Annotated in this window: 15 protein-coding genes; 9 read left to right on the top strand and 6 right to left on the bottom strand. The window is 73.9% G+C overall.

What is annotated here, in order from left to right:
* Window positions 1-48 precede the first annotated feature (48 nt).
* A complete protein-coding gene (locus AB0947_RS00865) occupies window positions 49-1176 on the top strand; it encodes an aminopeptidase P family protein (protein ID WP_366748135.1) in 1128 nt (375 codons plus the stop codon).
* Window positions 1177-1228: 52 nt separating this feature from the next.
* Entirely contained in the window at window positions 1229-2164 is a 936-nt protein-coding gene (locus AB0947_RS00860) for an aminoglycoside phosphotransferase family protein (RefSeq protein WP_366748134.1), read from the top strand.
* Between the two features lie 42 nt (window positions 2165-2206).
* On the opposite strand, the gene treZ is transcribed toward AB0947_RS00860, so the two are convergent.
* Window positions 2207-3952, bottom strand: coding sequence for a malto-oligosyltrehalose trehalohydrolase (gene treZ / locus AB0947_RS00855; protein WP_366748133.1), 1746 nt, complete (start codon window positions 3950-3952; stop codon window positions 2207-2209).
* A gap of 177 nt (window positions 3953-4129) precedes the next feature.
* On the opposite strand from treZ, the gene AB0947_RS00850 reads away from it, so the two are divergent.
* Both AB0947_RS00850 and AB0947_RS00845 read left to right on the top strand, forming a co-directional pair.
* The gene (locus tag AB0947_RS00850; protein WP_366748132.1) at window positions 4130-4681 is read left to right on the top strand and encodes a DUF1707 and FHA domain-containing protein; all 552 of its coding nucleotides are present in this window, start codon (window positions 4130-4132) and stop codon (window positions 4679-4681) included.
* A 109-nt stretch (window positions 4682-4790) separates the two neighbouring features.
* Entirely contained in the window at window positions 4791-5204 is a 414-nt protein-coding gene (locus tag AB0947_RS00845; RefSeq protein ID WP_366748131.1) for an SSI family serine proteinase inhibitor, read from the top strand.
* A gap of 159 nt (window positions 5205-5363) precedes the next feature.
* Here the strand turns inward: AB0947_RS00845 and AB0947_RS00840 are convergent, their stop codons facing one another.
* Window positions 5364-6614 carry a M14 family zinc carboxypeptidase gene (locus AB0947_RS00840; protein ID WP_366748130.1) on the bottom strand — a complete coding sequence of 417 codons (1251 nt, stop codon included), beginning with the start codon at window positions 6612-6614 and terminating at the stop codon, window positions 5364-5366.
* A gap of 137 nt (window positions 6615-6751) precedes the next feature.
* Window positions 6752-8221, bottom strand: a complete 1470-nt coding sequence (gene lpdA, locus AB0947_RS00835) for a dihydrolipoyl dehydrogenase (RefSeq protein ID WP_366748129.1) — start codon at window positions 8219-8221, stop codon at window positions 6752-6754.
* 100 nt (window positions 8222-8321) lie between these two features.
* Between lpdA and AB0947_RS00830 the strand changes: the two genes are divergently transcribed.
* Window positions 8322-9248, top strand: coding sequence for a LysR family transcriptional regulator (locus AB0947_RS00830; RefSeq protein ID WP_366748128.1), 927 nt, complete (start codon window positions 8322-8324; stop codon window positions 9246-9248).
* 168 nt (window positions 9249-9416) lie between these two features.
* On the opposite strand, the gene treY is transcribed toward AB0947_RS00830, so the two are convergent.
* Both treY and glgX read right to left on the bottom strand, forming a co-directional pair.
* Window positions 9417-11786 (bottom strand): malto-oligosyltrehalose synthase, encoded by a 2370-nt coding sequence (treY, locus tag AB0947_RS00825; RefSeq protein WP_366748127.1) that lies wholly within the window; start codon window positions 11784-11786, stop codon window positions 9417-9419.
* Between the two features lie 380 nt (window positions 11787-12166).
* On the bottom strand, window positions 12167-14278 hold the full coding sequence (gene glgX / locus AB0947_RS00820; protein ID WP_366748126.1) for a glycogen debranching protein GlgX: 2112 nt from the start codon (window positions 14276-14278) through the stop codon (window positions 12167-12169).
* 199 nt (window positions 14279-14477) lie between these two features.
* Between glgX and AB0947_RS00815 the strand changes: the two genes are divergently transcribed.
* The 4 genes from AB0947_RS00815 to AB0947_RS00800 all read left to right on the top strand — a co-directional run bounded on the left by AB0947_RS00815 (window position 14478) and on the right by AB0947_RS00800 (window position 18919).
* Entirely contained in the window at window positions 14478-15290 is an 813-nt protein-coding gene (locus AB0947_RS00815) for a Tat pathway signal sequence domain protein (protein WP_366748125.1), read from the top strand.
* Window positions 15291-15345: 55 nt separating this feature from the next.
* Window positions 15346-16692 (top strand): copper amine oxidase, encoded by a 1347-nt coding sequence (locus AB0947_RS00810; protein WP_366748124.1) that lies wholly within the window; start codon window positions 15346-15348, stop codon window positions 16690-16692.
* Window positions 16693-16808: 116 nt separating this feature from the next.
* On the top strand, window positions 16809-18047 hold the full coding sequence (locus tag AB0947_RS00805; protein WP_366748123.1) for an SAV2148 family HEPN domain-containing protein: 1239 nt from the start codon (window positions 16809-16811) through the stop codon (window positions 18045-18047).
* A gap of 146 nt (window positions 18048-18193) precedes the next feature.
* Window positions 18194-18919, top strand: a complete 726-nt coding sequence (locus AB0947_RS00800) for a 3'-5' exonuclease (protein WP_366748122.1) — start codon at window positions 18194-18196, stop codon at window positions 18917-18919.
* A gap of 55 nt (window positions 18920-18974) precedes the next feature.
* Here AB0947_RS00800 and AB0947_RS00795 read toward each other — a convergent pair whose 3' ends face one another.
* Entirely contained in the window at window positions 18975-19838 is an 864-nt protein-coding gene (locus AB0947_RS00795) for an aminoglycoside phosphotransferase family protein (protein WP_366748121.1), read from the bottom strand.
* Window positions 19839-20013: the final 175 nt, after the last annotated feature.

The following is a 20013-nucleotide window of genomic DNA, read 5'->3' as shown; positions in this document are numbered from 1 at the left end:
TGCCCGAGACGCCAACGCCCCGTTTCCCCACCCGCGCCGGAGGCCCGGATGACCGGTAGTACGCCCGCGCCCTTCACCGCCGCCGATCACAGGGCCCGCATGGAGCGTGCCGTGCGCTCCGCCGGGGACGCCGGCCTCGCGGGGCTGCTCGTGGCGCCGGGACCGGACATGGTGTGGCTGACCGGCTACACGCCCACAGCGGTCACGGAGCGGCTGACCGTGCTGGTCCTCGTGCCCGGCCGGGACCCCGTGCTCGTCGTGCCCACCCTGGAGGCCCCGGACGCCGAGCGGGCCGCCGGTGCCGCCGCGCTGACCCTGCGCGACTGGACCGACGGCAAGGACCCCTACGCCGTCACCGCCGGTCTCCTCGACGGCCGCGGCCGGTTCGGCATCAGCGACAACACCTGGGCGATGCACCTGCTGGGCCTCCAGCGGGCCCTGCCCGGCACCTCCTACGCCTCCCTCACCGACGCCCTGCCCATGCTGCGCGCCGTGAAGGACGCGGCCGAACTGGAACTCCTGGCGGCCGCGGGCGCCGCCGCCGACCTGGCGTTCGAGGAGATCCGGAAGGTCCCCTTCGCCGGCCGCCGCGAGTCCGACGTCGGCCGGGACCTCGCCGGCCTGCTGCGCCGCTTCGGCCACTGCCAGGTCGACTTCACGATCGTCGGCTCCGGCCCGAACGGCGCCAACCCCCACCACGAGGTCGGCGACCGCGTCATCCGGCCCGGCGACATGGTCGTCCTCGACTTCGGCGGCCTGAAGGACGGCTACGGCTCCGACACCACCCGCACCGTCCACGTCGGCGAGCCGACCGAGGAGGAGCGCCGGGTCCACGACGTGGTGCGCGCCGCCCAGGAGGCCGGTTTCCAGGCCGTACGCCCGGGCGCGGCCTGTCAGGAGGTCGACCGCGCCGCCCGCGCGGTGATCACGGACGCCGGCTACGGCGAGTACTTCATCCACCGCACCGGCCACGGCATCGGCGTCACCACGCACGAACCGCCGTACATGATCGAGGGCGAGGAACAGCCGCTCGTGCCCGGCATGTGCTTCTCCGTGGAGCCCGGCGTCTACCTGCCCGGCCGCTTCGGGGTGCGCATCGAGGACATCGTCACCGTCACCGGCGACGGCGGGCGCCGCCTCAACAACACCACCCGTGAGATGGTCATAGTGGACTGAGAGACCCGAGGAGAGAACGTCCGACGACACCCGGAACGGCGACGCGCGACCCATGATCCAGGCACCGACACCCACCGCGGACACCGTCCGCAGACTGGTCCGCTCGCTGCTCGAGGAGGGCGGCGACGGCACGGGGGGACCCGCTGTGCGGCCCGTGACGGAGGACCGCGAGCACACCTGGTGGGTCGGCAGCCGCCATGTGCTGCGCCTCGCGCCCGACCGCGAGGCCTCCGTCCGCCGCCGCCGTGAACTGCGCCTGCGCGAGCTGGTCCGCCCGCAGCTGCCCGTCGCCGTCCCGGCCAGCGTCGCGCACGGCGACTGGGCGCCCGGCCTCGCCTACACCCTCGACACCCGGGTGCCCGGCGGCACGGCCGACGAGTACGACGTCTCCGCCGTCGGGGAGGCCGACCTCGCCGGGCTGCTCGGCGGACTGCGCACGGTGCCGGCCCGCCAGGCCGAGGCGCTCGGCGTGCCGCGCACCGCGCCGCGCTCGCTGGAGGCGCTGCGCCGGATGGCCGTCCACGCGGCCGGACGGCTCGCCGCGGCCGACGAGTTCGACCCGGCCCGGCTGCACCAGCTGACCCCGCCCGGCGCGGCCCAGCTCACCGCGCAGCCCGGTTCCGCCGTCCTCACCCACCACGGGCTGACCGGCGCGCACGTGCTGGTCAGCGCCGACGGACGGGTGCGCGGCATCCTGGACTGGACCGCGGCGGTCCTCGGCGACCCCGCCGAGGACATCGCCGGGCTCGCCCTCGCCGTCGGCTCCCCGCCGGCCGTGCGCGCCGCCACCCTCGCCGGCTACGGCGCCCGCCCCTGTCTGCGCGGCCTGTGGCTGGCCCGTTGCGACACCGTCATCCGCCTCACCGACCGCCTGGAGGGCCGTACGACCGGTTCCCTGCCCCTGCTGCGGACCCAGCTGCGGCGTGCCTGGGAGCCGATCCTGCTGGAGCGGGTGACCGACCTCCAGGAGGACGAGCCGGAGCCCTGACGGGGCCGCGAGGGCCCCTCAGGGCTGTGCCGGCACCGGTTCTCAGGGCTGGGTGAGCACCACGCACGACTCCCCGGGCACCTGGAGCAGCCCGTCCGGGCCCGGCGTCCCGACCGGGTCCCAGGCCGCGAGGACCTCCACCCGGCCGGTGCCCAGCGGGATCGCCACCGGCTCCTTGCCCAGGTTCACCGCCACCCGTACGTCGCCGCGCCGGAAGGCCAGCCAGCGGGCGTCCCCGTCGTACGCGACCTTCGTGTCGGCGAGGTCCGGGTCGGTGAGGTCGGGCTGGGCGTGGCGCAGCGCGATCAGCTGCCGGTACCAGGCCAGCACGCGCGCGTGCGGCTCGCGTTCCGGCTCCGACCAGTCCAGGCAGGACCGCTCGCGCGTCGCCGGGTCCTGCGGGTCGGGCACGTCCTCCTCGGCCCACCCGTGCGCGGCGAACTCCCGCCGCCTGCCCCGCCGTACCGCCTCGGCCAGCTCCGGGTCGGTGTGGTCGGTGAAGAACTGCCAGGGCGTGCCGGCCGCCCACTCCTCGCCCATGAACAGCATCGGCGTGAACGGGGCGGTCAGGGTCAGCGCGGCGGCACAGGCCAGCAGACCGGGGGAGAGGTGCGCGGAGAGCCGGTCGCCCTGGGCGCGGTTGCCGACCTGGTCGTGGGTCTGGCTGTAGCCGAGCAGCCGGTGCCCGGCCACGCGCGCGCGGTCCAGCGGCCGGCCGTGACGGCGGCCCCGGAAGCTGGAGTACGTGCCGTCGTGGAACCAGCCGCCCGTGAGCGTCTTGGCGAGCGCCGCGAACGGATCGCGCGCGAAGTCGGCGTAGTAGCCATGCGACTCGCCGGTCAGCGCGGTGTGCAGGGCGTGGTGGAAGTCGTCGTTCCACTGCGCGTGCAGTCCGAGGCCGTTCTCCGCGCGCGGAGTGATGAAGCGCGGGTTGTTCATGTCCGACTCGGCGATCAGGAACAGCGGCCTGCCCACCTCCTCGGCGAGGCCGTCGACCGCCGCCGACAGCTCCTCCAGGAAGTGGCACGCGCGCGTGTCGTACAGCGCGTGCACCGCGTCCAGCCGCAGACCGTCGATCCGGTAGTCCCGCAGCCACGCCAGCGCGCTGCCCAGCAGGAAGGCGCGCACCTCGTCCGAGCCGGGCGCGTCCAGGTTCACCGCCGAACCCCACGGCGTGGTGTGCGTGTCCGTGAAGTACGGCCCGAACCGCGGCAGATGGTTCCCCGCAGGCCCCAAGTGGTTGTGCACGACGTCCAGGACGACGCCCAGACCCAGCTCGTGCGCCCGGTCCACGAAGCGCTTCAGGGCCTCCGGGCCGCCGTACGGCTCGTGCACCGCCCACAGCGACACGCCCTCGTAGCCCCAGCCGTGCCGCCCCGGGAACGGACACAGCGGCATCAACTCCACATGCGTCACGCCCAGTTCCACCAGGTGGTCCAGGCGGGCGGCGGCGGCGTCCAGGGTGCCCTCCCGGGTGTACGTGCCCACGTGCAGCTCGTACAGCACCGCACCCGGCAGCCCGCGCCCCGCCCACCGCGCCCGCCACGCGTACCGCTCGTGGTCCACGACCGCGCTCAACCCGTCCGGGCCGTCCGGCTGGCGGCGCGAGCGCGGGTCGGGCAGCACGGGGCCGTCGTCCAGCGCGAACCCGTACCGGGCGCCGTCCCCGGCCTCCGCCTCGCCCGTCCACCACCCCCCGCGCGCGGGATCGCGCGCCAACGCGCGCGTGGTGCCCTCGCAATGGAGCGTCACTCGGTCTGCCTGCGGTGCCCACACCTCGAACTGCACGGACGGTTCCCCTTCGTCTGTTCACCGTGATGTCCCGCGTCTCCATCGTGCCGCCCCGGACGATCAATCCGCTCTCGAATCGGCCCTTTGCCGCGAGGTGTCGCGGAAGTACCCACGGACCGGCACCGATTACCCGGATTCTGGACACCCGGGGTTCACTGCCCGACAATCACCAGCGTGACGTCGTCCTTCGAGTTCTCCACCTATCCCGCGCGCCTGTCCGACGCGGAGCGCGACCAGGCGCTGCGGGTGCTGCGCGACGGCGTCGCCATGGGCCGGCTCTCGCACGACACGTTCGTGCGCCGCATGGAACTCGCGCTCGCCGCGCGCCGCTCCGACGAACTCGCCGCCCTCGTCGCCGACCTGCCCCGGGACAACCGCTTCTCCCGCGCCCTCCTCGGCACCGTGGAGGCCGTCTCCGGGTTCACGGTGCGGCTGCGGCGGGCCTGGCAGGCCGAGCGGCTGCCCAAGCTGCAACTGCCGCACCCGGCACACACCCATCCGCTGCGCATCGGCCGCGACCCGGCGAACGGACTGCGCCTGAACCACGAGACCGTCTCCCGCGTGCACGCCGAACTGCGCCACCAGGGCGGCCTGTGGGTCCTCAGGGACCTGGGCTCGACCAACGGCACCACCGTCAACGGCCGCCGGGTGATCGGGGCGGTCGCCGTCCGCGAGGGCGACCAGGTCGCCTTCGGCAGGATGGTGTTCCGGCTCGCGGCGAGCTGAGCCCCGCCCGGCCGGTCCCGTTCGAACGGACGCGCAGCCACGCGCGCGTGCGGTGCCGATCGGGTGAGCCGCACTGCGGAAGGCGGGCCGCCGTGCCGATGCAACGGGCATGACGTACATCACCAGAGCGGCAGCGGCGGCCGGCGCCCTGCTGACCGCGGCCGGCCTCCTCGCCGCGGGTCAGGCCCGGGCGGCCTCCCGTGACGACCTCCCGGGCAACTGGCTCTACCTCACGGTCACCAAGGGCGACGCCCGGTCCAGCGACACCCGCGGCACGCTGCTGCTGTGCGAGCCGCCCCAGGGACACGCGCGCGCGTCCGAGGCCTGCGCGGAACTGACCGCCGCCGGCGGGGCCGTCGAGCGCATCCCGGCCAGGCATGTCTTCTGCCCGATGATCTTCGCCCCGGTGACGGTCCACGCGCGCGGGCGGTGGGACGGGCGGCCGGTCGACTTCCAGGACACGTACACCAGCGCGTGTGTGATGCGGGCGCGGACGGGATCGGTGTTCGCCCTGGACGGCTGACGGGCGGGGCGACGAGCAGGGGGCGGCGCGCCGGGGGCCTGAGCCGACGCGTGGGTGGCGCGGGTGTGTTCGGCGCGCCGGCTGGGCGTGTCCTCCCCAAGCGCCGGCTCCGTGCGTCCTCCCCGAGCGCCGGCTCCGCGCACCCGCGCCGCCCTCGGCTCACGCCGCCCGGTCGCGGGCCTGCTGCGCCGCCACCAGTACCGTCCGGGACTGGTGCTCCACCTGGTGCTCCAACGGCACCCAGCGGGCCCGGAACCGTTCGGCGAAGGCGTCGCACCAGGTGGCCACGAGCTGTTCCAGGCGCGGCGCCGCCCGGTCGTCCGCCTCCCGCAGCACCCGCAGCAGCATCGCCGCGGCCCGCAGCGGCAGCCGCCGGCCGAACGCGTCGACACTGCCGACGTACGCCATCGTCGTGCCCGCCGGGGACGTGTGGGTCCAGTCCTCCGCGAGGCCCGGGATCAGCTCCAGCGCCCACCGCGCCGCCCGCAGCAGCGGCCCGTCCGCGCTGTCCAGCCGGGGCAGCGCCTCGGCGAGGATCCGCTCGACCTCTTGGGAGTCCCGCAGCAGCCGCGTGGCCAGGCGCCGCATGGCCGCCGCCGGTGCCGGGTGCGGCGCCGGGTCGTCCACCAGGTCGCTGGCCCACATCGGCACCTCCACCACGGCCGTCAGACCGCCGTACCGGTGCGCGTGGTACCAGGTGCTGTGCCGGGCGTCGTCCGGCAGGCTCGGGTAGGCCACGCCCGTCTCCGGGCCGGGCATCACATGCACCCCGGGACCGGAGGCCGGCCAGCCCGCCGCGTCCGAGGCCCCCGTCTCCACCGGGATGTGCAGCTCCGCCGCGGACTTGGCGAACGGCTCGGCCAGGCCCGGCACGTCCTTGGTCAACTGCACCCAGCTGCCGCCCAGATCGGTGCCGTGCAAGGTCACCTGGAGGTACGGGCGCAGTTCGTCGATGACCCCGGTCAGCGTCCGTGTCTCGGGCGGCAGCCGGTCCGGCGGCAGCACCGACGGCGACCACTCCGGCTGCTCCGCGCCGGTGGGCCGGTAGAAGCCGAGGTGGTACTCGAGCAGGCTGCGCGGTGCCGGGGTGACGTGCAGACTCGCGCCGTCCGGGTCCGCGCACAGCAGGAAGTGCCAGGAGGTGTCCGTGCGCAACTCGCGTTCCGCCAGCACCCTTTCGGCGAGGGCCCGCAGGGTGGAGCCGCCCGTCGGCTCGTTGGCGTGCGCGCCCGCCACCACGAGCACCGCACGGCGGGCGTGCCCCACCGACAGCAGGTGCAAGGGTCTTCCCGCGCGTGAGAGGCCCACCTGGCGCAGCGCGCACAGCCCGGGTTCCTGAGCCGCCAGCGCCTGAGCGGCGGCGACCAGTTCGGGAACGCTGGGATAGCGCAGCTCCGGCAGAGGACTCACCCCCGACTTGTCCGCCCGGCTTCGCACCTCCCAGTCCCGCACGCGAAGGGTGAACTGTCAAGCATCCGGCGGAGCAGGCCCCCGGCAGCGCCCGGACGCGGTGGCCCGCCCGGCCCGCGCCCCCGCGTTCCGTGGGTTCACTGCTGGTGCAGGCCGCGTCCCGCGAGCGTCAGGAACACCTCGCCCACCGCCTCCGACAGGGTGGGGTGCGCGTGCACGTGCCGGGCCACGTCGGAGGGTTCGGCGTCCCAGCCGACGATCAGCTGGCCCTCGGCGATCATCTCCGACACGTTCGGGCCGACCAGGTGGACGCCGAGCACCTGTCCGCCGCCGGCCTCCGCGACGACCTTCACCATGCCGCCCTGGCCGTGCACCATCCCCTTGGCGACGGCGGTCAGCGGCGTCGTGTTGACGTCGACCTCGTGCCCACGCGCGCGTGCCTCGGCCTCGCCCAGCCCCACCGAGGCGGTCTGCGGCGAGGAGTACGTCACCCGGGGCACGGTCGCGTAGTCGACCGGAGGCGGCTCAAGACCGGCCACGGTCTCCGCCACCAGCAGCCCTTCCGCGAAGGAGGCGTGGGCGAGGCCGGGCGAGGGCGGCGGCAGCAGGTCGCCGACGACGTGGACGCCCGGCACGGCCGTCTCCAGCCGGCGCCAGTCCTGCGGTACGACGAATCCCCGCTCGTCCGTCGTCAGCCCGGCCGCGTCCAGGCCCAGGCCCTCGGTGACGAGGGCCCGGCCGACGGCCACCAGCAGCCGCTCCGCCGTCAGCGTCCGGATCTCTCCCCGCGCGGTCCGCACGCGCGCGCGTACGCCGTCCTCCAGCAGCTCCGCGTCCAGCAGCCGCGCACCGGCCTGCACGTCGATGCCGCGCTTCTTCAGGCCGCGCGTGAGGTGCCGGGCGACGTCGGCGTCCTCCAGCGGCACGATCCGGTCGGCGGCCTCCACCAGGGTGACCTCGGCGCCCATGGACCGGTGGAAGGAGGCGTACTCCACCCCGATCGCGCCCCCGCCGAGCACCAGGACCGACGCCGGGAGCCCCGGCCCGAACAGGGCGTCGTCGCTCGTCACCACGCGCCGTCCGTCCGGATCGAGCCCAGGGAGCGTGCGCGGGCGGGAGCCGGTCGCGAGGACCAGTGCGCGGGGCGCGGTGAGATCCCGCGCGCCCGGCGCACCCTCGGTATGCGCGCCCGGCGTACGGTCCGTACCCGTGCTCTCCACCCGCACCGTGCGCGCTCCGGTCAGCCGCGCGCTGCCGCGCACCACCCGCACGCCCGCGTGCGCGAGGTGCGCCTCGACCCCTTTGTGGTTGCGCGCCACGATGTCGTCCCGGGTGGCCACCAGCGCGCCCCAGTCGACGGAGTCCACGGTCGCCTTCACGCCCCAGCGCTCGCGGGCCTCGGCGATCCCGTCGACCAGTTCGGCGGCGTGCAGCATCGCCTTGCTGGGGACGCACCCGCGGTGCAGGCACGTTCCGCCGACCTTGTCGCGTTCGATGAGGAGGACGTCCAGGCCCAGGCCGGCGGCGCGCAGGGCGGTGCTGTAACCGCCGGTGCCGCCGCCGATGACGATCACGTCGGATGTATTGATGCCCGTGTCGATGGTCATGGCATCCACCCTCCGCCCACCCCTTGTCATGAGTCCAAGGCAATGTTCTTGTGGACTCCATGCATGATCTTCATGGCAGGACGGGGAGGAGTCCGGGGACGTGAGCCTGCGCCAGATGGAGTACTTCGTGACGGTCGTCCAGGAGGCGTCCTTCACGCGCGCGGCGGACGCCCTGCACGTCACCCAGCCCGCGCTCTCGCACCAGATCAAGGCACTGGAGCAGTCGGTCGGCGGCGCCCTGCTGGAGCGCCTGCCCCGGGGGGTGCGCCTCACCCCGATGGGCCGCGCCTTCCTGCCGCACGCCGAACTCGCCGTCCGCAGCGCCGCCCAGGCCCGCCGCGCGGCCCGCGCCACCGCCGGCGCCGAGGGCGGCGAGCTGCACGTCGCGGCCCTGCACTCCATCGCGGTCGGCACCCTGCCCGACGTCTTCGCCCGCTGGCGCGCGGCCCACCCCCACGTCCTGCTGCGCCTGCACGAGTACGCCACCGCCGGGGCCCTGGAGGAGGCGGTGCAGCGCGGCACCGCCGACCTCGCCGTCGGCCCCGAGCCGTCCGGGCGGCCCGGCACCGTCGTGCCCGTCGGCGAGGAGGAGGTCGTCCTCGTCGTGCCCTTCGACGACCGGCTCGCGGGGCGTACGACGATCACGCTCCCGGAACTCGCCGACCACGCCTGGATCCGCTGCGCCATGGAACCCGTCGTGCACGGCGAACGCTTCCTCGACCGGGCCTGCGCGAACGCCGGGTTCCGGCCCCGGACCGCGGTGTGGACCGAGCACACCTCGACGGCCGTCCGCATGGCCGCCGCCGGCGTCGGGGCGTGCGCCGCGCCCGCCCACATCGTGCGGGGGGCCGTCGGCGAGGACTGCGTGGTCCTCACGCCCGACCCGCCCTGGAGACGCCCCCTGACCGTCTACGCGCGCGTGCCGCCCACGGGCGCCGCCGCGGCCTTCGTGGACCTCCTGCGCGCGGCCTGGCCGCCCCTGGGCCCCCACGGCCCGGACGAGGTCCGCGAGCCGCCCGAGGCCTGACGGCGCGCGGGAAGCAGCACGCCGGACAGCGGTGTGCCGGGTGACCGGTCCGGGCGGTGGTGCGCCGGGCCGGCTGGTCCACGCGGCTGTGGTTCGGCCGGCCGAGAGGCCGTGCGCCCTGCCGCCCGCGGTCCCGCACCACCGTCCGCCGGTCGCGTCCCGGCCTCCTCAGCCCTCCGCCACCCGCTCCAGCAGGGCCACCGGCAGGCGGTCCAGGAGTTCCTCCAGGGGTGCCTCGCCGGTGAACTCCCGGCCCGGGGTGAGGACATCCGCCCAGCGGCCCGGCGGGAGCGGGAGACGGGTGTCCCGCCAGCCGCCCGCCTCCGCGAGCCGCAGGGACAGCCGGGTCACCGCCGTGACCACCGATCCGGAGCGGGCGAACGCCACGCAGTGGTCCGCTGCCGGGCCCTCGGCCGTCAGCGGCTCGTACGACGCGTCCGCGCCGAAGGCGTCCGGGCGCCGGGCGCGCAGCCGCAGCGCCGCCGCCGTCAGCGCGTCCTTCTCGCCGGGCGCCTCCGGCGGGAACGCCACCGGCCGCCGGTTGTCCGGGTCCACCAGTGCCCGGTACTCGCCCTCCGTGCCCTGGTACACGTCCGGCACCCCCGGCATCGTCAAGTGGACCAGCGCGGTGCCGAGGACGTTGGCCCGCACGTACGGCTCCAACGCCTTCCGGAACGCCGCCACACGCTCGCCGGGCGGCCCGCACGGCCCGGCGGCGACGAAGGACGCCACCGCCTCCTCGTACGGCGGTTCCTGTTCCGTCCAGCTGGTGTACATGCCCGCCTCGCGCACGTGCTTGAGCAGCGCCTGCTGGACCCGTTCCTCCTCGGCCGGCCCCAGCCCGAAGACCGTCTGCCAGGCCGCCCAGGCGAGCTGTCCGTCCGGCACGCCCTCCTCGGGCAGGGTCACCTCGGCGAGCAGTTCCGCCCAGCGGGCCGGGCACTCGGTGAGCACGGCCAGCGCGGCGCGCACGTCCGCGCTGCGCTTGGTGTCGTGCGTGGAGACGACCGTGCCGGTGAGCGGCCAGTCGCGCTGCACGCGCGCGCAGTACGCGTGGAAGTCCTCCGGGTACACCCCCGGACTGCCCGGATCGCCGCCCACCTCGGTCGCCGACAGCAGCGGCACGTAGCGGTAGAACGCCGTGTCCTCCACCGACTTGGCGCGCAGCGCCGACGCGGTCTGCGCGAACCGGGTGCGGAACTCCACCCGGTCGGCGTGGTCCGGCGCCGACGGGTCACCGGGCGGCTCGACCAGCAGCCGGCGCACGACGCCGACGGCCTCCGCCTCCTCGGGCACCACGAAGGCCAGCCGGGCCTCCTCGGCGGCCCCCTCGGTGATCACGGCGGACGCGTCACCGGAGGCGTACGGCCGGTAGACGCGCATCCGGACCAGCAGCTCCTCCACGGCCGTCCGCAGCGCCCAGGGCGCGCGGTCGCGCAGCGAGAGATCGGGCGAGGCGGCGCACAGCCGGGCCGCCACCCGGGTGAGCCGGTCGGTCTCGGTGGCCAGCTCGTGCGTGAGCACCTTGTACGCGGCCCGCCGCACCGTCGCCTCCCAGTTGCCGCCCCGGTCCGTCTGCGGCGCCGCGAACGCCCGGTAGCGGCCGAGCAGTTCGTACGCCCCGGTGCGGTCCGTGAACAGGCCGTCGACGTGCCGCAGGGCGTCGTAGCCCGTGGTCCCCGCGACGGGCCAGGAGCCCGGCAGGTGCTCGTCGTCGGCCAGGATCTTCTCCACGACCGTCCAGCGCCCGCCGGTCGCCTCGTGCAGCCGCGCGAGGTAGCCGTCGGGGTCGGCGAGCCCGTCGGGATGGTCGATGCGCAGCCCGTCGAACACGCCCTCCGACAGCAGCCGCAGGATCGTGCCGTGGGTGGCGTCGAACACCTCCGGGTCCTCCACCCGCACCCCGATCAGCTCCGAGATGCTGAAGAACCGCCGGTAGTTCAGCTCCGTGCGGGCCAGCCGCCACCACACCGGGCGGTACCACTGGGCGTCCAGCAGCCGGGGCAGCGGCAGGTGCTCGGTGCCGGGGCGGAGCGGGAAGACGTGGTCGTGGTAGCGCAGCACGTCGCCGTCGGCCACCAGGTGCGCCAGTTCCGAGCCGACCGGGCCGCCGAGCACCGGCAGCAGCACCCGGCCGCCCTGCGCCTCCCAGTCGATGTCGAACCAGCGCGCGTACGGCGATCCGGGCCCCTCGCGCAGCACCTCCCAGAGGGCGGGGTTGTACCGGGGGGCCATCGCCATGTGGTTCGGCACGATGTCCACCACCAGGCCGAGACCGTGCTCGTGCGCCGTGCGCGCCAGCGCGCGCAGCCCCTCCTCGCCGCCCAGCTCCGCGCGCACGCGCGTGTGGTCGACGACGTCGTAACCGTGCACGGAGCCCGGGACGGCCTCCAGGACGGGGGACAGGTGCAGGTGCGAGACGCCGAGCGACGCCAGGTACGGTACGGCCGCTTCGGCGGCGGCGAACGGGAACGCGGGCTGGAGCTGCAGCCGGTAGGTGGCCGTGGGCACCGCCGGTCCGGGTCGCGCAGAAGTCATGGGAACCTACGTACCCCGCTCGCCGTGTTTCGTGTCATCGACCTCTGCCCGGATCACGCGCGCGTGTCCGGTTCCGGGCGCCGGGCGGCCGGGGAAGCGGGGGCGGCGGAGGGCGGTACCCGCGTCCCCCGTCCGCCGCAGCGCCCGTCGTGGCCCGCGTGGTAGGCCGGATGGCCGAGCGCCCCCGCCGGACGGACGGCCGACCGACGACTGGCGGGCCGGCGGCTGGCGGGCCGGGGAGCGCGGGCCGAGCGATGCGCGCGCCGCCCGGCACCGCACGCGCGGGCCGCCGGGACGACCCCCACGCGCGCGTAGGCAACGGCGACACCCCTACGCGCGCGTCGGAACGGCTCCCCGCGGTGCGCGACCCTCGCGGCCCCCTAGGCCGGCCGTTGCAGCACCGTCAGGCTGCGGTCCGGCAAGGTGATGCGGTCGCCGGCCGCCACCTTCGCGCCCGCTCCCGGCGGCACCCCTTCCGGGCGGGCCGTGTCCACGACCACCTGCCACTGACGGCCGTGGTCGACCGGCACCAGGAAGTCCAGCGGCTCGGCGGAGGCGTTGAACATCAGCAGGAAGGAGTCGTCGGTGATGCGCTCCCCGCGGGCGTCGGGCTCGGAAATGGCGTTGCCGTTCAGGAACACGGTCAGCGCGGACGCCTGCGCCGAGTCCCAGTCCTGCTGGGTCATCTCGCCGCCCTCAGGGGTGAACCAGGCGATGTCGGACAGCTCGTCGTGGGTGCCCTCGACCGGACGGCCGTGGAAGAAGCGGCGCCGGCGCAGGACGGGATGGTCGCGGCGCAGCCACACCATCGCCCGCGTGAACTCCAGCAGATCGCTCTCCAGGGACTCCGGCCAGTCCAGCCAGGACAGCTCGTTGTCCTGGCAGTAGGCGTTGTTGTTGCCGCGCTGGGTGCGCGCGAACTCGTCGCCGTGGCTGATCATCGGCACGCCCTGGGACAGCATCAGCGTGGCGATGAAGTTCCGCATCTGCCGTGCGCGCAGCCCCAGTACCTCCAGGTCGCCGGTCTCGCCCTCCGCGCCGCAGTTCCACGACCGGTTGTGGCTCTCGCCGTCCCGGTTGTCCTCGCCGTTGGCGTCGTTGTGCTTCTCGTTGTACGAGACCAGGTCGTGCAGCGTGAAGCCGTCGTGGCAGGTGACGAAGTTGATCGAGGCCAGCGGACGGCGGCCGTCGTCCTGGTAGAGGTCGGAGGAGCCGGTCAGCCGGGAGGCGAACTCCGCGAGCGTGCGCGGCTCCCCCCGCCACAGGTCCCGGACCGTGTCCCGGTACTTGCCGTTCCACTCGGTCCACAGCGGCGGGAAGTTGCCCACCTGGTAGCCGCCCTCGCCCACGTCCCACGGCTCGGCGATCAGCTTCACCTGGGAGACCACGGGGTCCTGCTGCACCAGGTCGAAGAACGACGACAGCCGGTCCACCTCGTGGAACTGCCGGGCGAGGGTCGCCGCGAGGTCGAAGCGGAAGCCGTCGACGTGCATGTCGGTGACCCAGTACCGCAGCGAGTCCATGATCAGCTGGAGCACGTGCGGGGACCGCATGAGCAGCGAGTTCCCGGTGCCCGTGGTGTCCATGTAGTAGCGCGGGTCCTCCGTCAGCCGGTAGTACGACGGATTGTCGATGCCCTTGAAGGACAGCGTCGGACCCAGGTGGTTGCCCTCGGCGGTGTGGTTGTAGACCACGTCCAGGATGACCTCGATCCCGGCCTCGTGCAGCGCCCGGACCGCCGACTTGAACTCCAGCACCTGCTGGCCGCGGTCGCCCCAGGAGGCGTACGCGTTGTGCGGGGCGAAGAAGCCGATGGTGTTGTAACCCCAGTAGTTGTTCAGGCCCATGTCGACCAGCCGGTGGTCGTTCACGAACTGGTGCACGGGCATCAGCTCGATCGCCGTCACCCCGAGCTTGGTCAGGTGCTCGATGATCGCCGGGTGGGCGAGGCCCGCGTAGGTGCCGCGCAGCTCCTCCGGCAGCCCGGGGTGACGCATGGTCAGGCCCTTGACGTGGGCCTCGTAGATCACCGTGTGGTGGTACTCGGTGCGCGGCGGGCGGTCGTCACCCCAGTCGAAGTAGGGGTTGATCACCACCGAGGTCATGGTGTGCGGCGCCGAGTCCAGGTCGTTGCGCCTCTCGGGCTCGCCGAAGTGGTAGCCGTACACCTCCTCGCCCCACCGGACCGACCCGCTGATCGCCTTCGCGTACGGGTCGAGCAGCAGTTTCGCGGAGTTGCAGCGCAGTCCCCGTCCGGGGTCGTACGGTCCGTGCACCCGGAACCCGTACCGCTGTCCGGGCATCACGCCCGGCACGTACGCGTGCCGCACGAACGCGTCGCTTTCGCGCAGTTCCACCGCCGTCTCCGAGCCGTCGTCGTGCAGCAGACACAGCTCTACTCGGTCAGCGGCCTCCGTGAAGACCGCGAAGTTGGTTCCGGCGCCGTCATAGGTGGCGCCGAGCGGATACGCCTCGCCAGGCCAGACCTGCATGGATACGACTCTCCCAGGTGTGCCGTCCGCCGGGGGCCGCGTCGGCCCCGAGTCTCGTCCGAAAGTGAGGCAACCTCCCGTGGCTCGCGTGCCCTCTTATCAAGTGACCAGTGCGCTCGGCGGTTCTGGTACCCGCCGTGCGCCGAACCAGCGGGGCAGATACGTACTCCCGGGGACCAGGGGGGAGTAGGGGGAGAATGTGCGTGAGACAGTCCACCGCCATCTGGGCAAAGTGCTGACCGGTGCGGCCCTCGCGGCGGCGGGGACCGCCGCGATGGTGGCGGTCACCCTGCCGGGCACGGCGGGCGCGGACGACTCCGCAGGGGCGGGCGGAGGCACGCGGGCCGCACGGCAGGCCGGGCAGGACCCGGACGCCGCACCGCCCGGTGTCGTGGAGCCGGCGCCGGCGGAGGAGAAGCAGGGCACGGGCCGTGACCCGCTCACCGACGACGAGCTGCGACGGGTCGGGCAGATCGCCGCGGCGGGCCGGCTTTCGGCCACCGCCCGGGACGTCGACGGCGACCGCGGACCGCAGCGGCTGAGCGTCGACCTCGCCGAGCCGGAGGCCGCCGAGGCGGACGACCCGGACGCGCCACGGCGCGCCGACGTCACCTTCTACGACTACCGGAACGACACACTCGTCACCAGGACCGTCAACCTGAGGACCGGGAAGGTCGAACAGAGCGGCACCCAGCAGGGCGTCCAGCCGCCGCCGAGCCGCGCCGAGAACGCCGAGGCGGCCCGGATCCTGATCGCGAGCCCGCTGGGCGCGGGCCTCAAGGCGGACTACAAGGACGCCACCGGCAAGGACCTCACCTCGCCGGACCAGCTGGAGCTGAGCGGCGGGATCTACGAGGCCTCGCCGGGCGCCCAGCCCGCGGTGCTCGACACGTGCGGCGTCCACCGGTGCGTGCGGCTGTTCTCCAAGGTCCGCAACGGGCCGTGGATCGACACCAGGGACCTCGTGATCGACCTGAGCGCCCGCAAGACCGCCGCGCTCGACCGCGGCTGACCGGCCGTCCGCCCGACCCACAGACCCGTACCTCCGGTAAGGGAGTCACCTCTTCATGCCCGAGAAGCACCTGTCCGGCGCGGTCCGGCCGCGAGTCACCGGCCGCGCCGCCCGCACGGCCGCGGCCGTCGGCGTGTCCCTGGCCGCGCTGGCCGCCGGCGCGACGACGCTCGCCGGCCCGGCCGCGGCCCGGCCGCAGGCCGCGCCCGCCGCGGCGGTCCCCGGCTGCAGCGCCGCCTACACGATCGAACAGAAGCTGGCCACGGGCACGGCCTGGCGGATGTGCTGGCGCTACGACAGCAAGGCCGGCCTCGTCCTGGAGAACATCTCCTACCAGCCCAAGGGCGAGGCCAAGCCGATCAAGGTCCTCAACAGCGCCAGACTCGGCCAGATCCACGTCCCGTACGACGACGGGAAGCACGAGTACTACGACCTCACGGGCCAGGACTTCGCCCAGGAACTGATGGATCTGTCGCCCGGCGAATGCCCCGGCGGCACCATAAAGACCGTCAAGGTCCCGGACGGCGACCCGAGCCACCCGAACGTCAAGGGCCTGTGCACGACCACCCGTTCGCGTGGCCACGCCTACCGCATGCACGACCTCTTCCAGTCCGGCAAGACCTACCAGCAGCAGGGCAAGGACCTGCTGGTCTACACGGTCAACCAGGTCGGCTGGTACGAGTACATCACCGAGTGGCGCTTCCAGGACGACGGCACGATCAACATGAACGTCGGCGCGACCGGCAGCCTCTCCTTCGAGGACTACAACGCCCAGGACGGGCGCGGCTGGCCCATCGGCAAGGGCGCCCGGGACTACGCGACCAGCCACAGCCACAACGTCTTCTGGCGGCTCGACTTCGGCCTCGACGGCTCGTCGAAGACGAAGGTCGAGCAGTACGACTCCACCGTCAGCGCCCCCGCCGGGCGGGAGGGCCCGACCGCCAGGACCACCCGCACCAAGGTCGGCAAGGAACTCGCGGGCGACTACAAGACCTACCGCTGGTGGCGGGTGGTCAGCGCCACCGGCAAGAACAAGGACGGCCACGCCCGCTCGTACGAGCTGGTGCCTGGGCCGACCACCAGGTATCCGGGGCGCAGCTTCACCAAGCACGACATGTACGTCACCGAGTACGACAAGTGCGAGCTGTTCGCCAGCAACAACCCGACGTGCGCGAGCGGCCACCCGAAGTCCGTGGACAAGTGGGTGGGCGGCCAGACCCTCACACACCCCGTGGTCTGGGTGAACGTCGGTTTCCACCACATCGCCCGGGACGAGGACCAGCAGCCCATGCCGGTGCACTGGCAGGGCTTCTCCATCGCCCCGCGGGACGTCACGGCTATGAATCCGCTCACTCCCAAGGACCTGGCATGGCAGAACGGACACTGGGAATGGCGTAGTTGAGCACGGCGGACGGGAAACCGACCTGTCCATCCGGCTGCACCGCCGACCGCTCGCGGAGTACCCTTCCTTGATCGTTGAGACGGGAAAGGCCCGGGGGAGCGGAAGGCGGTGCACGGGTGGGCTCGGGAGGGCTGGAGCTGCCTCCTGGTGACGAGGGTCACGAGGGAAACTCCACAGACGTCCCGCCCGGCGCGGTGTCCCTGGCCCGGCCGATGGACGCGGGTTCCATCGGTCCGGAGCTGGACTGGGACGCCGACGCCTGGCGCGAGGTGCGCACCCGCGCCCAGCGGGCCGGCCGGGCCTACATCTGGCTGAACCTCGTCGAACAGCGGCTGCGTGCGGTCGTGGCGGCCGTGCTGCGGCCGATCTACGAACCGGTCCACGGCGACGAGTGGGTGGTGGCCGCGGCCGGCCCGGCCGGGCAGGAGTGGGTGCAGCGCGCGGTCGCCGTCCGCGAAGTCAGCCGCCGCAAGGGCTACTTGCTCGACCCGGCCGACGACAACGTGCTCAGCTTCCTCACCCTGCCCCAGCTGCGCGAGCTGGTGGTCCAGCACTGGCCGTGCTTCGAACCGTACTTCGACGAGCGGCGGGACCTCGAACTCGCCCTGGACGAGCTGGAGGTGACCCGCAACGTCGTCTCCCGCAACCGGGCCCTGTCCGAAGCGGTCCTCAGCCAGGCCGAGCGGGCCTCCGCGCGGCTGCTGGAGATGCTCGGCGCGGGCGGTGACGTCCCCTCGGCGCGCCGGCTGCCCGTCGACGCGGTCGAGGACCTGGTCGGCGACCGGTACGCCGACGTCGTCGCCGTCCACGCCGACCGGGTGCGGCTGCTGCGCCGGTTCCCGGCCGAGGACATCTTCGGCGGCGCCCGCAGGCTCGACGCCATCGGCATCGGCCTCAACCTGCTGGTGCAGAACTTCTCCGGGCGGCGCCTGGTCCGGCTCGCCGAGAGCGGCTGCCGGGTGCGGCTGCTCTTCCTCAACCCGGCCTCCAGCTCGGTCAAGCGCCGCGAACGCGAACTCGGGATGAAACGGGGCGAACTGAGCCGCTCGGTCGAGATGAACATCCTGCACATGCGCCGGGTGCGGTCCCGGCTGCGCGACCCGGGCGCGTTCGAGATCCAGGTGTACGACGAGACGCCCCGCTTCACCGCCTACCTGGTGGACGGCGACGGCGCCGACGGCATGGCCGTGGTGCAGTCCTATCTGCGCGGGGCGCGGGGGATGGAGTCGCCGGTGCTGGTGCTGCGCAACGGCAGCCGGCTGGTCAAGTCGGACGATGTGGGCGAAGTCGGCCTCTTCCCGACGTATCGCGAGGAATTCGAGCTGACTTGGGCGGATTCGCGTCCCGTGTCCTGAATGACCGGGACCGGGTGCGGGCCCGGTGCGGGCCGGGCGCGGGCTCGTTCGGGGCCGAGAAGCGGAACGCCGGCGTCTGATTGTCAGTGCCGCGTGCGATGGTGGAGGCCACTGGGGGAAAGCACCACCAAGAAGGGGGGCCGCCCATGGGCTGGCACCAGGAGCTGCTGATCGGCTTCGACCTGGAGACGACGGGCACCGATCCGCGCGAGGCGCGCATCGTCACGGGCACCGTGATCGAGGTCAAGGCCGGTGAGCCGATGGGGCGCCGGGAATGGCTGGCCGATCCGGGCGTGGAGATCCCGGCCGACGCGGTCGCCGTGCACGGCGTCAGCAACGAACGCGCGACGGCCGAGGGCCGCCCGGCCGACCAGGTGGCCGACGCCATCGCCGACGTCCTGGTGTCGTACTGGAAGACGGGTGTTCCGGTCGTCGCCTACAACGCGGCCTTCGACCTCACGCTGCTCGCGGCGGAACTGCGGCGGTACGGTCTGCCGTCCCTGACCGACCGGCTGGGCGGCACCCACCCCGCCCCGGTCATCGACCCCTACACCATCGACCGCTGGGTCGACCGCTACCGCCGCGGCAAGCGGAATCTGGAGGCGGTCTGCGCCGAGTACGGCATAGTCCTCGGAGCGGCCCACAACGCCACCGCCGACGCCCTCGCCGCCGCGCGGCTCGCGTCCGCGATAGCCGACCGCCACCCGAAGATAGCGTCCCTCGCCCCGGTGGAACTGCACCGCAGCCAGATCGAGTGGTACGCGCGGTGGGCGGCGGACTTCCAGGCGTTCCTGCGACGCAAGGGCGAGGCGGACGCGGTGGTCGACGGCAGCTGGCCCCTGCGTGAGCTGACCGGGGGCCGGCCCGCGTAGCCGTTCCGGCCCGCGGGCGCGTCGCGGCGGACAGCAGCCGCGTCCGGAAGCACCCTCAGAACGGATACCACCGCACCGTCACGTCCCCGTCCCGCAGCGACGCCACCCGGCGCCGGAACTCGGCCAGCGCCCTGGGGTTGGACGGCGCGTGCTGGGCCACCCACGCGCAGCTCGCCGTCTCCCGGGCGCCGCGCAGGACCGCGCAGCCCTCCCACTCCCGCACATCCCATCCGTACGCCTCGGTGAAGGAGTCGTACGCCTCGGCGGGCAGCCCGTACCGGTCACGGGAGAGAGCCATGACGACCAGGTCGTGCTCGCGCAGATCGGCGGAGAAGGTCTCCAGGTCGACCAGGACCGGTCCGTCAGGGCCGACGTGCACATTGCGCGGCAGCGCGTCCCCGTGGATCGGCCCCGGCGTCAGACGCGGCGTCAGCGCCGCTGCCTGGGCGGCGAAGCCGTCCCGGCGCGCACGGAGGAAGGCCGCGTCCTCGGGGTCGATCGCGTCGCCCGCCAGCCGCAGCCAGCGTTCCACACCGCCCAGCAGATCGCGGGGCGGCAGTCCGAAGGGAGGAGAGGGCAGTGCGTGCACCCCGCGCAGCAGGACGGCCAGGTCCCGCGGCTCGGCCGGCCGTACGGGATCCGGCAGCCGGTGCCACACGGTCACCGGGTGGCCGTCCACCAGGAGCGGCTTCGGCTCGGCCGCCCGGACCGCCGGTACACCCGCCCCGGCCAGCCAGCCGGCGACGGCCAGCTCGCGCTCGGCCCGCCCCAGCAGCTCCGCGTCCCGGCCCACCTTCACCACCAGGCCGCCGGCCGCGAACACCGCGTTCTCACCGAGGGCCAGGAGCCGTGCGTCCCGGGCCGGGTCCGGCAGCACTCCCGCCGCGGCCAGTACGTCCCGCGCGCGTGCCTCGTCCATCGTCCTGCCTCCGTGCCGTCTTCCCGTGCCGTGTTCCGTCCGGTTCCCGGCCAGTCTCGCACCGACCGGCCCGGCCACCGGGCGCGGCCCCGGCCGTCGTGCGCGGTCCCTTGACGGGGTACCGGGCCTTCACGAACATGAACACGCCAATCGGAGCGGGCAAAGGGGCTGATTC

The sequence above is a fragment of the Streptomyces sp. NPDC047841 genome, from assembly GCF_040704085.1.
In the GTDB taxonomy this organism is placed as follows: Bacteria; Actinomycetota; Actinomycetes; order Streptomycetales; family Streptomycetaceae; genus Streptomyces; species Streptomyces argyrophylli.
The sequence above is the reverse complement of the archived record's forward strand: the minus strand, read 5'-3'. Positions and strand labels throughout refer to the sequence as shown.